The sequence below is a fragment of the Thermomonas sp. genome (genome assembly GCF_020850895.1).
Lineage (GTDB): Bacteria > Pseudomonadota > Gammaproteobacteria > Xanthomonadales > Xanthomonadaceae > Thermomonas.
The window spans coordinates 25,806-40,227 of record NZ_JADZDS010000022.1 but is presented as its reverse complement, the minus strand read 5'-3'; the positions used below and the strand labels follow the sequence as shown (position 1 = coordinate 40,227).

Here is a 14,422-nt window from a genome sequence, read left to right as displayed (position 1 = left end):
ACCCATGGACGTTGGCTTTCTCACACAGCAAAAACGTCCATGGATGCCCGCCTACGCGGGCATGACGAGGATGCGCAGCGCGTTGAGTTTTCCTCCCCGGGTCACCCCGCCTCCGGCAGCACCGGCGCAATCAGATCCAGTGTCCGGTCCAAGGCACCGCGACCTTCTTCCAGCAGTCGTGCTGCATTGGCGGCCATGGCTGTTCGCGCTTTTTCGTCGCCGAACAGCGCACCCAGCGCGTCGGCGAGGGTGACCGCATCATCAACCACCCGCATCGCCTGCGCCTCGCGCAAACGGCGGGCGATGTCGACGAAGTTGTGCAATTGCGGACCGCTGAGGATCGCGGTGCCGGTCGCCGCCGGCTCCAGCAAGTTGTGGCCGCCGATCGACTGCAGGCTGCCGCCGACGAAGGCCACGCGGGCGCAGGCATAGAAACTGGTCAACTCGCCGAGGGTGTCGATCACGAACACGTCGGTGTCGGGCTGCGGCCAGGTCTCGACGCTGCGGCTGGCCACCTTCAGCCCGGCCTCGCGCGCGCGTTGGGCCACCGCGCGGAAGCGCTCCGGGTGCCGCGGTGCCCACAGCAGCAAGACACCCGGGTGTGCGACGCGCAGCAGGCGGTGCGCTTCCAGCACCGGCGCTTCCTCGTCCTCGTGCGTGCTGGCGGCAATCCACACTGGCCGGTCCTGGCCGAGGGCACCGCGGAACGCCTGAACGAACCCGGCGGTCTGCGGCGGCGGAATATCGAATTTCAGGTTGCCGGTCACCTTGACCCGCTCCGGTGCCGCGCCGAGCCGTTCGAAGCGGCGGGCATCGTCCTGCGACTGCGCGGCGACCAAGCGCACGCTGGCCAGCGCGCGCCGGATCAGCGGTGCCAGCACCCGGTAGCCACGCAGCGAGCGCGCCGATAGCCGCGCATTGAGGATGTGGGTGGGGATACCGCGGTCACGGCAACCGAACAGCAGGTTCGGCCACAACTCGGTTTCCACGATCAGCGCCAGGGCGGGTCGAAACTGGTCGAGAAAGCGCGCCACCGCGCCGGGCAGGTCATAGGGCAGGTAGACGTGGGTGACCGCATCGCCCCACAGTGCAAGCACGCGCTCGGACCCCGTCGGCGTGATCGTGGTGACCACCACCCGCAGGTCCGGCCGCTGCATGCGCAGGCGATTGACCAGCGGCGCAGCCGCGTTCACTTCACCGACCGAGACCGCGTGCAACCACACCGGCGCGGCGACGCCGGCAGGCGAATAGTTGGCGTAGCGCTCGTCCCAGCGCTGGAAATAGGCACGCTGACGGAACCCACGCCAGATCAGGTGGTACAGGGTGATCGGCACCAATAGGTACAGGGTGGCCGAATACAGGCCACGCAACGCGCGTTCGATGAAGTCGGCCCGCATCCGCAAAGGATAGCGGAGCAGCGGCGCCCGGTAGAATCCCCGTGATGACTGTTGCGCCACCGCCTCGTCCCTCGTTCGCCCCGCGCCACTGGCTGGCCTGGCTGGGCGTGGGCGTGTACATGGCGATGGCGCAGCTTCCATGGCCGCTGCAACGCGCGTTGGGCGCGGTGCTCGGCCGTTTGGCCCTGTGGCTTGCCGTCTCGCGCAGGCGTGCGGCACGCACCAACCTGCGCTTGTGCCTGCCGGAGCTTGCCGAAACCGAGCGCGAGACGCTGTTGCGTGCGAATTTTCGCGATGTCGGCATCGGCCTGTTCGAATTCGCGCGCGCCTGGTGGGGCGAAATTTCGCCATTGCGCGCCAGCGCCAGCATCGAGGGATTGGAGATTCTGGAACGCTTGCGCAACCAAGGCCGTGGTGTGTTGCTGGTCTCGGGCCACTTCATGACCCTGGAATTGTGTGGCCGCCTGCTCTGCGACCACATCACACTGGCCGGGATGTATCGCCGTTACAAGGATCCCGTGATGGAATGGGCGGTATTGCGCGGACGTCTGCGTTATGCCTACGCGATGTTCGGCAACCGCGACACCCGCGCCGCACTGCGCCACCTCAAGGGCGGCGGCGTACTGTGGTACGCGCCGGATCAGGACATGCTCGGCAAGGACACTGTGTTCGCGCCGTTCTTCGGCATTCCGGCCGCCACCATCACCGCAACCCACCAGTTCGCACGCATGACCGGCTGCGCGGTGGTGCCGTTCTTCCATCGCCGCGACGGTGGCCGCTACATCCTGCGCGTCGGCCAGCCGCTTGACCCCTTCCCGACCGAGGATGCCGTGCAGGACACCAGCCGCGTGAACGCCGCCATCGAAGCGATGGTGCGCGACGCTCCCAGCCAGTACCTCTGGCTGCATCGCCGCTTCAAGCGCCAACCGGATGGCGCTTCGCGCTACGACTGAGACGCAGGCTCAGGATCGAGCCGGCCCCACAGTGCACCCGCGTACAGCCCGGCCATCAACAGGACCGCGCTGCCCCACACGCCTGCATACACCGGCGGGCTGGCATTGAACGGAACCAGCATCGCCGCCAACGCCTGCAAGGCCGGCCAGGCGCTCATCCTTGCGCCCGTGTCGGCATAACGCCAGGCCCGCCACGCCAGCGCCGCCCCGGCCAACCACAGCAACACGCCGATCAATCCGGTTTCGGCCGGAAGTTCCAGCAGCAAGCCCAGTCCGTTGCTGCCTGCATCGGAACCCGAATCAGGCGCGCAATCGCTGGACCCGGAGACCATCGCGCCGACGCCGACACCATTGATCGGATGGGTCCGCATGAGGCACCGCGACTCTCGCCACGAAGCGGCCGTTGTTTCGGCCAGATCCTGGACCACGGTCGCCGCACCCCCCTCGGGCGCTCGGCTCATGTTCGACCACGCCAGCCCCGCGCCGAACCCGACAACCACCAGCACCCCCAGCAGGCGCCGGCGGTCGAACCTGCGCACTAGCTCCAGGACCAACACGCAGGCAAACGCGATCCATGCCGACGGTGCATTCGACAGCGCGATGCCGGCGACGAACACCAATGCGGCGACCCACCACGCCACCACGGACCTGCGCGCTGCCCAATCCAACGCGAACGGCGACAGGCAGGCCAGCGTCAGCCAATGGCCCGGACTGCCCAATGCCCCGATTCCATGCGATGCATCCGTCGCGACGCCGGGCATCAGAGTCGCAAGGCCCGCCAACAGGCGCCCTGCATTGGCATACAAGCCTTGCAGCAGACTGTGCCCCGCCGCCACCGCGAGCAGACCGTCGACCGTCCACGCCAGTGCCAGCGCCGCCAACGCCGCGAACAGCCATCGCCGCCTCGCGTCATCGGCCACCGCCACGGCAGCCAGGCACAGCAGCGGCAACAAGCGAAGGTCCAGCGCAACCCAACGCCATGCCGATCGCGCCGTTTCGGCATCCACGGCGGCGATCACCTCGGGCAGCCAATAGGCACAGAACAACACCCCAGTGAGCGCCCATGCAGGGCCACTGAGCACGGCGCCGCCGCCACGCGAGCGCCGCCACAGCAGCCAGCACAACCCCACCAGCGCGCCCACGCTGAGCAATGCCTGTGCAACGACCGGCAGCGGCCATGCCGCCACCAGCGCGACGATCCAGACGGGTGTCCAGCGCAGCGATGGCGCCTGCGCACCGCTCATGCTTGCCCCATCACCGATGCATACACCGCCAAGGTCGCCTCCTGCATCGCCTGCAGCGAATACGGCATCGTAACGGGCGGCGGCGCTGGCTGGGCCAGCATGGCATGCGCACGCGCCAGCAACGCCTCCGCATCGAAGGGCGCAACGGCGCCCGCCGGCGCCAATTCCGACAACACGTCCCCGACGCCACCGTGCGCCCAACCGACGACCGATCGACCGACACACAGCGCCTCGATGACGGTTCGCCCGAAGGCCTCCGGCTTGCGCGACAGTTGCAGGACCAGATCGGAGGCGGCATAGGCAGCGGCCATGTCAACGGTTGCCTCGGTCATCGCCAAGGCCTGATCCACGCCGGCCTCGCTGGCACGTGCCTGCAATTCCCGTAGATAGCGCGCACGCCCCGACTGCACCACGCCCGGCATCCACAGGCGCGCATCGAGCCCACGGCTGCGCAAGCGTGCGAGCAGGTCGATGGCATCGACATGGCCTTTCAGACGGGTGCCGCGCCCGGGCAACAGCAGCAGCGGGCCAGCGCCACCCAAGGCCGGATACCGCATCGCCCATGCCGCCCGTCCCGCACGATCCACTGCAGCCACGCGCGCAAATGCCTGCGCATCGACCCCACGCGGGATCACCTGCAGGCGCGCGGGATCAACCCGTGGATAGTGTCGCAACACATGCGCACGCACGGTCTCGGAGACGCAGATCACCCGCTGGCCACGGCTCAGGATCGCACTGTAGCGCGATGGTGAATTGAGCCCATGCACGGTGGTGACAAAGCGTGGTCGCTGCCCATCAGGCATCCCGCGCAGCGCCAGCCAGGCGAGCCACGCCGGGAATCGCGAACGCGCGTGCACGATGTCGGCCTGCGCGAACCGCGCCCGCAGTGCACGAACATGGCGCAGACTCAGCGGCGACTTGCGACCGATCGCCAGATCGACATGCTCGGCGCCGCTCGCCAGCAGGCGAGGCAGCAGGCGGCCGCCTTCCGAAATCACGATGGCGCGATGGCCTGCGCCGACCAGTGCAGCTGCGATTTCAAGGGTTGAGCGCTCGACGCCACCCGAATCGAGCGCCGGCACCAACTGCACCACGCACAACGGACGTGTGGTGGCCGTCATGCCGGCACGCTCCGCACGCGCCGCAAGGGGCCGGCTTCGATCAATCCACCAGCACGTACAACGCGCTGCAGTACGGACAGCGCGCGCTGCCGCCATTGGTCTCGATCGGCAGATACACGCGCGGATGCGCGTTCCACAGCGACATCGACGGCAGCGGGCAGCCCAGTGGCAAATCGGCGCGGCGCACCTCGTAACGCATTTCGGCGTTGGGCTGCTGCGCGGGGGTGGAGGCGTGATCGGCCATGGGAACTCTGATCTTGCGGGACACGCCAAGTTTACTTCAGCACACCGCCGCTGGACACTCGGCCACCCGACGCGGGGCCTTCCGTGAGCCTGTGACGAAAGGCCCGTGGCCTCCGCGGACCCTCCGCACGGACCCAGCATTTCAAGGCAGTTCGAACACCAACACGTCGACGGTTGCGCCGATGCCCGCCAAGTGGACGGTTCCGCTTTCCTCGACGAAGCCCATGGCATCACCGGCGACCAGCGTGCGCCCGTCCAGCTGCACCTCGCCGGTGGCCACATGCAGCCAGTAGCGGCGGTCGGCTTCGAGGCGGGCCTCCACGCTCTCGCCCGCGCCCAGCCGCGTGGCCAGCAGGCGGGCCTGCTGGCAAATCGCGATCGAGCCCTCGTCTCCATCGGGTGTCGCCAGTGCCACCCAACGTGCCCGCCGGGCGTCGGGATCGAACCGTTTCTGGTCGTAGGCCGGCGGCGCGTTCAGGCGGTCGGTTTCCAGCCAGATCTGCAGGAAGTGCACGGGATCGACGTGCGAGCCGTTGAATTCACTGTGCTCGATGCCGTGTCCTGCACTCATCCACTGCACGTCACCGGCGCGGATCACACCCGAATGGCCTGCGCTGTCCTTGTGCGCCAGCGCGCCGTCGAGCACCACGCTGATGATCTCCATATTGGCGTGCCGGTGCGGGGTGAAGCCGCCGCCCGGTGCCACGGTGTCGTCGTTGATCACCCGCAACACGCCGAACCCCATCCAGTCCGGATCGTAGTAGTGGCCGAACGAGAACGTGTGCCGGCTGCGCAGCCAGCCCAGGTTGACGCTGCCGCGTGCTGCGGCCGGGCGCTGGACGATCACGACGGTTACTCCTGCTTCGCCGCTGCGATCGAGCCCTCACCGGTGATGCGCAGCATGACCACATCACTGACCGCCGGCGCGAACGCGTCTACGCCGAAGTCGCTGCGCTTGACCTGCCCAGTCGCCGAGAAGCCCAACGACTCCAGCCCGGTCATGCCGTGCTTGCCGGCCCCGTTGAGGGTGACCTCCAGGGTGACTGGATGGGTCTTGTCCTTGATGGTCAGATCGCCGATCACGGTGAACCGATTCGGCCCTGCGGCCTGTACGCTGGTGCTCTTGAAGGTGGCGGTCGGGTATTTGCCGACATCGAAGAAATCGGCTTGCTTCAGATGCGCGTCCAGCGCCGGCACGAACGTATCGATCGCGGCGATCGGCAGGGTGACCTCCACATGCGAACGGGTGACGTCCGCGGCATCCCAAGTCAGCGTGCCACTGCCGACACGGAAGTGCGCGCTGGGCTGCGACAGGCCGAAGTGGGTCCATTGCACCAGCACGCCGGTGTGGTCGGGATCCAGCTGGTAGGTGCCGCCCGCCGGGTGGATCTCCCCCGTTGCAGGCGCCGCGGCGGTCGCCGCCACGGGTGTGGCCGGTGCTGCGGTCGCAGGCGCCACTGGCTGGCTGCAACCGACCAGTGCAAGCGACAGCGACAGGGCGAAGACAAGCTTCAAGGAACGGTTAGCGATCATGTCGCACTCCATGGGGCTGCACCGCCGCGAGGCAGGCGCGGACTGGCGTAGCCGGTTCTGGACGAGGATCATTCGATCCGGCAAGCCTCGTCAAAGCCGAGCCGCGGCGAGCGCGGGAAGATGCTGGCCGGATCGCCAGCGCCAAGGTTGACGAGGATATTGGAACGGATCGAGGTGCCGGCGAAAAACGCCGCGTCGACCTTGGCATTGTCGAAGCCCGACATCGGCCCGCAATCCAGGCCCAGCGAACGTGCCGCCAGGATCAGGTAGGCGGTCTGCAGGGCGCTGCTGCGCATCGCCACCCAGGCCAGGTTGTCGGGGTCGCGATGCTCGAACCAGGCCTTGGCGTCGGTGTGCGGGAACAGCACCGGCAGCTTGTCGTAGAAGCGCATGTCGTAGCCGACGATGGCAACGACTGGCGCGTCCATGGTCTTGGTGTAGTTGCCTTCCGACAGCGCCGGGCCAAGCTTGGCCTTGGCCTCGGCGGATTTGACGAACACGATGCGCGCCGGCGTGGTGTTGGCCTCGGTCGGGCCGAACTTCAGCAAATCGTAAAGTTGGTGCAAGGTCGCATCCGGCACCTCACCATCGAAGGCGTTGTAGGTTCGGGCAGTGCGAAAAAGTTGATCGAGCGCCGAGTCGGTAAGTCTGTCGCGCATGGCATCATCACGAGGTTGGTTGGGGATGGGCGTAGTGTATCGTTCTGCTGCTGAAAGTAATTTGCCTTAAACGAAACTGATCATGCCATTTTTGCAACAATCAATTCCGTACCCACGCAGTTTGCAACAAACGTCGCGGTGCGGTTGATCGCCTGCCACGACGGTCGCGCCGGCAATGCGCGACAGGCAACTGCTCTCGCGCATGCGCTGGCGGGCCGAATCGACGAATGCATCCTGCAGCCCAGCCTGCTGGCGCGGGCGTTCGCCCCGCACCGCTGGCCGCGCATGCAACGTCCGTTCGGCGCTGCATTCGACGCCCTATCGGCCTCGCCGCCGCGATTCGCCATTGGTTGTGGGCGGCAAGCCGCACTGGCCACGCGCCTGCTTCGTCAGCGCGGCACCCAGGTTGCGCAAATCCTGAATCCCCGGTTGGACCCGAAGCTGTGGGACCTCGTCATCGTGCCGGAGCACGATGCCTTGCGCGGGGACAATGTGCTGGCCTTGCGTGGCAGCCTGCATCCGGTCGATGACGATTACCTGATGCGGGCGCTTTCGGCCTTTCCGGCGCTCGCGCTGCTGCCCGAACCGCATACCGTGGTACTGGTCGGTGGCCCGACCCGGCATGCCCCGCTGCAGTTGGCCGAGTTCACCACGATGCTTCGGCAGGTCGCCGCCTGCGTTCGCAGCGAAGCAGGCAGCCTGAGCCTGATCGCATCGCGGCGCACCCCACCGGACTGGCGACAGGCCTTGGTCAATACCGAAGCCGACCTGCCCGGCGTGCGCTGGCGCGACACCGGCGATGGCGCCAATCCCTACGCAGGCTTGTTGGCCTACGCGGATCGGATCGTTAGCACGCCGGACTCGGTGAACATGCTCAGCGAGGCGGCGGCCACTTGGGCACCGCTGTTCCTGGGGTTACCGTCACGGGTGCAGGGACGGCCGCGAGCGTTCCTGGATTCGCTGCTTGCCTCGGGCCGCGCCAAGGCCTGGGGGGAAACCACAAGCGACTTCCCGGTCAAGCCGCTGCGCGAAACCGCCCGGATCGCCCTTGCGGTGCGTGCGCGATTGGCGTGTTGAAGCCCGAGCCACTCCAGATGCGTGCAGGGTTTCCCGGTCCCTGCCTTTCCTCCTGCACCTTGTGTTCAGGCCCCTGCGAGGTCCAGTCCCTGCACTTGCAAGGCCTCGCGGATCGCCTTGCGCGCTTGCAAGGTTGGTGAATCGCCTGCCAGCGCACGTCGCGGCTTGCGATCCAACGTGCAGCGCAACCCTCCGTCCAGCAACTGCGCATGTGCATCACGCAGCGCGGCATGGTCGGCAGGCCCGATGGCGGCAACCGCAAGCGCGGCGTCGAGCAGCGCCGGCGTCGTGCGGGGTGCACGCAGCGATGGGTGCGCCATGGCATCGCGCAGGACAAGGAATTGCAGCAGGAATTCGAGGTCCACCAGCCCGCCTTCACCCTGCTTGAGGTCGAACCAGGAAGCATCGCTGCGGTCCAACTCGGCACGCATCCTGCAGCGCATGGTGACGACGTCACCGGCCAGCTTCTCGGCCTCGCGCGGCATCGCCAACACGTCACTGCGCAGGCCCTCGAATTTGGCCAGCAATTCGGCATCGCCGGCAATCCCGCGCGCCCGTACCAGCGCCTGATGCTCCCAGGTCCACGCCCGCTGGCGCTGGTAGTCGGTGAAGCTGGCTAGGCTCGACACCAGCAAACCCTTGGCCCCATCCGGACGCAGCCGCACATCGACATCGAACAAGCGCCCCGCGCTCGTGCGCACGCCGAGCAAGGACACGATCTTCTGGCCCAGTCGCGCGTACCAGCGCGGTGCGTCCAACGGCCGTGCGCCATCCGACTGCGCATCCAGCGGCGCATCGAACAGGAACACGAGGTCGAGGTCGGAGCCGAAGCCCAGCTCCTGTCCGCCCAGCGAGCCGTAGCCCAGGATCGCGAAACGCCCCGCCGGGACAGCACCATGTGCCGCGCGCAGTTCGGCATCGGCCAGCGACAGCACGCAAGCCACCACCGATTCTGCCAACCATGCCAGCCGCCGCGCGCACTCCTCGGCGCTGATGCGCGCATCCAGCAGCGCCAAGGCGAAACGGAAACTCAACGCCTGCCGAATCTCATTGAGTGCGTCGAGCGATGCCTCGGCATCTCCTTCGACCAGCGCCGCCATGCTTTGCGCCTGCAGCACCGCACGATCCGGCAGATCCCCACTCACGCGCACGTCCAGAAATTCATCCAGCAACAGTGGATGCGCGGCCAGTCGCTCGCCCAGCAGCGCACTGCGCGCAAGCGCATCGACCAGCCTCGCCACTGCCGCTGGCTGCTCGTCGAGCAAGGCCAGGTAACTGGTCCTGCGCAGGATGTTGTGCAGCAGCGGCAGCACGCGTCGCAACACCACGTCCGGCTCGGTGGACGCGGCAGCATGCTGCAACAGCGCTGGCACCACCCGATCCAGGCGTGCACGCGCAACGTCCGAGAGGTCGCGCACGCCGGGACTGCGCGCGAAATCGCGCAACAGCGCATGCAACTCGACCGCATGCACGAACGCTTCCGTTTCGAGTTGGGCCGCCTCGCCATGGTCCGGCAGAGCGCGCCAGTAGGCCGCAAGACCGCCCGAATCGGCCACGCCACGCCGCCGCGGTGCCAGCAAGGCCGAAAACTCCTCTGCCACGCGCGCACGATGCCCTGCCAGCTGCATTTCCAGCGACGACCATTCCGTCGCACCCAGGCCACGGGCAACCCGCTCGCGCGCCAAGGCGCTCTCGGGGACGGCATAGGTCTGCGCATCGGACAGCATCTGCAGGCGATTTTCCAGCCGACGCAGGAAGCAATACGCCGCACGCAGGTCGCGTGCGGTCGCGGACTCGATGTGCCCGGCCAGCACCAGCGCCTGCAGCGATGTCAGCAAGCCGCGCAGGCGCAGGCCGGGCTCACGCCCTCCACGGATCAACTGCAAAGCTTGCGCAAGGAATTCGATCTCGCGGATCCCGCCCGGTCCGCGCTTGATGTCGCCCGCCATCTCCTTGCGTGCCACTTCCGCCACGATCAAGGCCTTCATCGCGCGCAAGCCGTCAAGCGCGCCGTAGTCCAGGTAACGGCGGTAGACGAAGGGCTGCAGGAGCTTCAGCAGGCGCTCGCCCGCCTCCAGGTCGCCCGCCACCGGACGCGCTTTCTGCCAGGCATAGCGCTCCCAGTCCCGGCCTTCACGCTGGAAATATTGCTCCATCGCCGCGAACGACAGGGCCACCCGCCCGGAACTGCCGAACGGCCGCAGACGCAGGTCGACGCGATGGCAAAAGCCGTCGGCGGTCACCTCGTCGAGCAATTTGGCCAGCTGCTGGCCCAAGCGCGCGAAGTAGTCCTGCGCTGCGAGTGCGCGCGCGCCATCGGACTCGCCCTCGTTGTCGTAGGCATACACCAAGTCGATATCGGAACTGAAATTCAGCTCGCGGCCGCCCAGTTTGCCGAGACCGAACACCACCAGCCGCTGCGGCTGGCCCTTGTCGTCGCGCACTGTCCCGAAGCGCTGGGTGAACTCGGCTTCCAGCGCCGTCAGCGCCAATTGCAGGCAGGTCTCCGCAAGCACGGAGCTGCCGACGAGGATTTCCTCCACCTCGGCACCTTCAACCACATCGCGCCAAGTCAGCCGCGTCGATTCGGCATGGCGATAGTGTCGCAACTGGCGTGGCCACGCGTCGCGCTGGTCCGGCGCCAAGCTGGGTGGTGGAATCGGCGATCGCGCATCGGCCTGCAGCTGCCCAAGCAATTCGGGCTGCCTGGCCAAGGTGTCGATGGCGAAGTCACTGGCGATCGCCAGTCTCGTCAGCGCCGCGTCCGATTCTGATCCAAACACACATCCTGCCGTGCGCAGCCGTTCCAGCGCACGCGCGCCGAGTGCATCCAGTTCCGCTTGGCACAGTGCATCCATGCCTTGATTGTGGCATCCCCGACTGCCCGCTATCGTTGCCACCCATGAGCGAACTGCAAGACCTAGTGGCGCTGATCCGCGCCGAAACTCCGCTGCTGGTCATCGAAACCCCCGATGAAGCGCGGGTGATGGCGCTGTTCCGGCAATCGCTGATGCACGCTTGGCGCGCGCTGTGGCGCTGGAGCGTGACCGAAGGCCTGCGCCGGGTGGACATGGACAGCGAGGACGAGAGCCAGATCGCCCCGGACCTCAGCGCCACCCTGCAGGACATCCGCGCTGCCACCCAGCGCGGCATCTATGTGCTGCTGGATGCCACGCCCTACCTTGGCTACGCCAGCTACCAGCGCGCCCTGCGCGACCTGATCGAACGCCGCGACTGCCAACCCCACGTGCTCGTGCTGGTCGGCGCCAAGCTCGAACTGCCGCCTGCGCTGGAACCCTTCGCAGTGCGCTTCGCCCTGCAACTGCCGGATGCCAACACCCTGCTGAAGATGGTGAAGGAGGAAGCGAGCGATTACACGACCCAGAACAGCGGGCGCCGGGTCGAGGCCGATCCCGATGCCGTCCGCCAGATCGTGCGCAACCTGCAGGGCATGAGCTTGACCGACGCGCGTCGGATCGCACGCCACCTGATCTGGCGCGACGGCGCGCTCGGCCCGCATGACCTGCCGGAGCTGGATCGGCTGAAGTTCGAACTGCTCAACAAGAGCGGCCACCTGCACTACGAATACGACACCGCGCACTTCGCCGACCTCGGCGGAGCGCGCCGGCTCAAGCACTGGATCGAATTGCGCAAGCCGGTGTTCGTGCAGGACCCGCCGCCACCCGGGCTGGAACCGCCGAAAGGCATCCTGTTGCTCGGCGTGCAGGGTTGCGGCAAATCGCTGGCGGCCAAGGCGGTGGCCGGCGGCTTCGGCGTGCCGCTGGTGCGGCTGGATTTCGGCACCCTCTACAACAAATACCAGGGCGAGACCGAGAAGAACCTGCGCGAGGCATTGGCCTCCACCGAGCAACTCGCGCCCTGCGTGCTGTGGATCGACGAAATCGAAAAAGGCCTGGCCACAGACTCCGGCGAAACCGACGGCGGACTGTCCAGGCGCGTGCTCGGCTACCTGCTGACCTGGATGGCAGAACGCAAGGCCCGCGTGTTCCTGGTCGCCACCGCCAACCAGGTCCAGCAACTGCCCGCTGAATTGCTGCGCAAGGGACGCTTCGACGAAATCTTCTTCGTCGACCTGCCCGACACCGCCACCCGCGTCGAGATCTTCGCCCTCCACCTCGACCACCGCAAACTGGCCCGCGATGCCATCGATCTGGACGCACTTGCTGCCGCCAGCGACGGCTTCTCCGGCGCCGAGATCGAACAGGTCATCGTCAGCGCCCTTTACGCGGCGCACGCCAACCAAGGCGGGCTCGACACCGCGACGCTGCTGCAAGCCATCGCCGAAACCCGCCCGCTGTCGGTGGTGATGGCCGAACAGGTGGAAGCACTGCGCGCCTGGGCGCTGCCGCGGACCGTGCCGGCGGATTGAGGGAAGCTGCGGGCGAGGCGCCCGCTCCCTTGGGCGAAGCAACAAAAAAGCCCGCTTCGACCGAAGTCTCAGCGGGCCTGCTCCCTCCCCCACGTCGGGATGCGCGGCTATCGTGAAGGATTCGTTACGGTCGATGCACGCTGCAGCGCAAAAACTAGACCGTTGAGTCCACTTTCCATGCTTGGCGCACGCGTGAGCGCGAGGCCGCGGCCACCGGCAGGCCCAGCTGCCTTGCCACCGCGGCCGCGGCTTGTTCCCCGGATTCGCAACCGCCTTCCATGAAGCCCTGGGTTTCCAGCGCACACTGCTCGCCGGCGAAATGCAGGCCCCCGACCGACTCCCCGATCGCACCTCGCAGGCTCGACCATTGCCCCGGTCGGAAGCAGGCGTAGCTGCCCAGCGTCCACGGATGGCTGGGCCAATGCATGCGGGCTTCGCGACCACCGATGCGCGCCGCTGCCACGCCCGGGAACATGCGCTCCAACTCGGCAACTGCCCGTGCAGCCTGTTCGGAAGCACTCCCTTCGCCAAGCGCGACGCCATGGCGCCCGCCGGTGAAATTGGTGAGGATGCCCGCCGCACCGGGTTGCTTGCGCGACGTCTCCCACGTGGTCTGGAACGCGAGATCGCTCATCGAAGCGCCGTTGGCACCACCGTCCCGCCATGGCCGACGATCGAAGCCGATCATCAGCTTGGCATTGCTGCCGTAGCCGAGTTCGGCAATCGCGCGTCGTTTGGCCGGTGGCAATTCGACATCGAGCCGCACCTGGCGCAACAGGGTGAACGGCAGGGCCAGCACCACCTGTTGGGCGCGCACGTCGCGCGTCGCCGCGCCGCTGCGGAATGTCAGGGTGAAGCCGGAACCGTCGCTGCGCACCGCTTCCAACACCTGTCCGGTTTCGATTGCATCCTCCATGCGCGCGGCCAACGCCTTGGGCACCCGGTCATTGCCGCCGCGCACATGCGAGCGCTCGTCGCTTTCACCGAACACCTTGAAGGCTTCGCGGTCGGTGCCGATGAAGGTGAGGAAGTTGAGTGCCGATTGCTCGCCGCATTCCAGCCCCATTTCGGTGGTGTAGGCGACATCCAGCAGTTTTCGCAACCAACCATCGATGCCATTGCGATCAAACCATTGCGACACGCTGATCGCATCCAGGGCGTGGAATCCCGGGTTGCCGTCGCGGTAGTCCATTGCGCCATCGCCTGCGGCGGCAAGATCGCGGTCGATCGCGGGGATGATCGGGACGAAGGCGCGCACGATTTCATCCTCAGCGATGGCACGCCCATCGAAGAACCAGGTGTCGTGCCCCGTATCGCCTTCCAGCAGGTCATCGAGCGGCAGGGCGAGTTCTGTGGCCAAGGCGCGCAGACGCACATGGCCGGTGTCGATCAGCTCACCGCCGAGTTCCACCACCTGCCCGTCGGGGAAATGGTTGGCGAGGCTGAACATGCGCCCGCCGACGCGTGCCTGCGCCTCGTACACGCGCACGCGCACGCCCTGTTGGCGCAGCCGCCACGCCGTGGTGAGCCCGGCAATGCCGGCACCGACGATCGCGACCTCGTCCCGTTTGGCCTGCAGCGGGTTCGGCAAGGTCGTGCAGCCGGACACCAGCAGGGCCGAGGCCCCACCTTGCAGCAGGCGGCGCCGAACGCGGTCGATCCGGCGATCATGCGCCAGCTCAAGGAGCTCATCCAGCGGTTGCGGCGCATGCAGCGACACTCGCGCAATCCCTGCGGCACGCCGGAGCAGGCGGACCAGTGCGGTCCGGCTGGCGGGCTGGTATCCCATGCTGTTCTCCCGTTCC

The 14,422-nt window shown here is 67.2% G+C and carries 12 protein-coding genes; 3 read left to right on the top strand and 9 right to left on the bottom strand.

Annotated features, from left to right (window positions below; translation table 11 throughout):
• Positions 1–101 precede the first annotated feature (101 nt).
• Complete coding sequence (gene waaA / locus IT472_RS02120; protein ID WP_297177660.1) at positions 102–1,397, bottom strand: lipid IV(A) 3-deoxy-D-manno-octulosonic acid transferase; 1,296 nt, start codon at positions 1,395–1,397, stop codon at positions 102–104.
• Positions 1,398–1,441: 44 nt separating this feature from the next.
• Here waaA and lpxL point away from each other — a divergent pair, with 44 nt between their 5' ends.
• Entirely contained in the window at positions 1,442–2,350 is a 909-nt protein-coding gene (gene lpxL, locus IT472_RS02115; RefSeq protein WP_297177657.1) for an LpxL/LpxP family Kdo(2)-lipid IV(A) lauroyl/palmitoleoyl acyltransferase, read from the top strand.
• Here lpxL and IT472_RS02110 read toward each other — a convergent pair.
• The 6 genes from IT472_RS02110 to IT472_RS02085 all read right to left on the bottom strand — a co-directional run bounded on the left by IT472_RS02110 (position 2,341) and on the right by IT472_RS02085 (position 7,150).
• Positions 2,341–3,594 (bottom strand): O-antigen ligase family protein, encoded by a 1,254-nt coding sequence (locus tag IT472_RS02110; protein WP_297177654.1) that lies wholly within the window; start codon positions 3,592–3,594, stop codon positions 2,341–2,343. The genes lpxL and IT472_RS02110 overlap by 10 nt on opposite strands.
• A complete protein-coding gene (locus tag IT472_RS02105) occupies positions 3,591–4,715 on the bottom strand; it encodes a glycosyltransferase (RefSeq protein ID WP_297177651.1) in 1,125 nt (374 codons plus the stop codon). Before IT472_RS02105 ends, IT472_RS02110 begins: the two co-directional genes overlap by 4 nt.
• A 40-nt stretch (positions 4,716–4,755) precedes the next feature.
• Complete coding sequence (locus tag IT472_RS02100; RefSeq protein WP_297177649.1) at positions 4,756–4,959, bottom strand: zinc-finger domain-containing protein; 204 nt, start codon at positions 4,957–4,959, stop codon at positions 4,756–4,758.
• 141 nt (positions 4,960–5,100) lie between these two features.
• Entirely contained in the window at positions 5,101–5,805 is a 705-nt protein-coding gene (locus IT472_RS02095) for a pirin family protein (RefSeq protein ID WP_297177646.1), read from the bottom strand.
• 5 nt (positions 5,806–5,810) lie between these two features.
• On the bottom strand, positions 5,811–6,491 hold the full coding sequence (locus tag IT472_RS02090; protein WP_297177643.1) for a YceI family protein: 681 nt from the start codon (positions 6,489–6,491) through the stop codon (positions 5,811–5,813).
• A gap of 68 nt (positions 6,492–6,559) precedes the next feature.
• Positions 6,560–7,150, bottom strand: coding sequence for a malonic semialdehyde reductase (locus IT472_RS02085; RefSeq protein WP_297177641.1), 591 nt, complete (start codon positions 7,148–7,150; stop codon positions 6,560–6,562).
• Between the two features lie 138 nt (positions 7,151–7,288).
• Between IT472_RS02085 and IT472_RS02080 the strand changes: the two genes are divergently transcribed.
• Positions 7,289–8,227, top strand: coding sequence for a mitochondrial fission ELM1 family protein (locus tag IT472_RS02080; protein WP_297177638.1), 939 nt, complete (start codon positions 7,289–7,291; stop codon positions 8,225–8,227).
• Positions 8,228–8,292: 65 nt separating this feature from the next.
• On the opposite strand, the gene glnE is transcribed toward IT472_RS02080, so the two are convergent.
• Positions 8,293–11,085 carry a bifunctional [glutamate--ammonia ligase]-adenylyl-L-tyrosine phosphorylase/[glutamate--ammonia-ligase] adenylyltransferase gene (gene glnE / locus IT472_RS02075; protein WP_297177635.1) on the bottom strand — a complete coding sequence of 931 codons (2,793 nt, stop codon included), beginning with the start codon at positions 11,083–11,085 and terminating at the stop codon, positions 8,293–8,295.
• Positions 11,086–11,129: 44 nt separating this feature from the next.
• Here glnE and IT472_RS02070 point away from each other — a divergent pair, with 44 nt between their 5' ends.
• Positions 11,130–12,617, top strand: a complete 1,488-nt coding sequence (locus tag IT472_RS02070; protein ID WP_297177632.1) for an AAA family ATPase — start codon at positions 11,130–11,132, stop codon at positions 12,615–12,617.
• A 154-nt stretch (positions 12,618–12,771) separates the two neighbouring features.
• Here the strand turns inward: IT472_RS02070 and IT472_RS02065 are convergent, their stop codons facing one another.
• Entirely contained in the window at positions 12,772–14,406 is a 1,635-nt protein-coding gene (locus tag IT472_RS02065; protein ID WP_297177628.1) for an NAD(P)/FAD-dependent oxidoreductase, read from the bottom strand.
• Positions 14,407–14,422 lie beyond the last annotated feature (16 nt).

Coding starts and splice junctions, on each gene's coding strand:
- IT472_RS02110 (WP_297177654.1), bottom strand. CDS start 3,594: ATGAGCGGTGCGCAGGCGCCATCGCTGCGCTGGACACCCGTCTGGATC.
- IT472_RS02070 (WP_297177632.1), top strand. CDS start 11,130: ATGAGCGAACTGCAAGACCTAGTGGCGCTGATCCGCGCCGAAACTCCG.
- IT472_RS02100 (WP_297177649.1), bottom strand. CDS start 4,959: ATGGCCGATCACGCCTCCACCCCCGCGCAGCAGCCCAACGCCGAAATG.
- lpxL (WP_297177657.1), top strand. CDS start 1,442: ATGACTGTTGCGCCACCGCCTCGTCCCTCGTTCGCCCCGCGCCACTGG.
- IT472_RS02090 (WP_297177643.1), bottom strand. CDS start 6,491: ATGATCGCTAACCGTTCCTTGAAGCTTGTCTTCGCCCTGTCGCTGTCG.
- IT472_RS02065 (WP_297177628.1), bottom strand. CDS start 14,406: ATGGGATACCAGCCCGCCAGCCGGACCGCACTGGTCCGCCTGCTCCGG.
- IT472_RS02105 (WP_297177651.1), bottom strand. CDS start 4,715: ATGACGGCCACCACACGTCCGTTGTGCGTGGTGCAGTTGGTGCCGGCG.
- IT472_RS02085 (WP_297177641.1), bottom strand. CDS start 7,150: ATGCGCGACAGACTTACCGACTCGGCGCTCGATCAACTTTTTCGCACT.
- waaA (WP_297177660.1), bottom strand. CDS start 1,397: ATGCGGGCCGACTTCATCGAACGCGCGTTGCGTGGCCTGTATTCGGCC.
- glnE (WP_297177635.1), bottom strand. CDS start 11,085: ATGGATGCACTGTGCCAAGCGGAACTGGATGCACTCGGCGCGCGTGCG.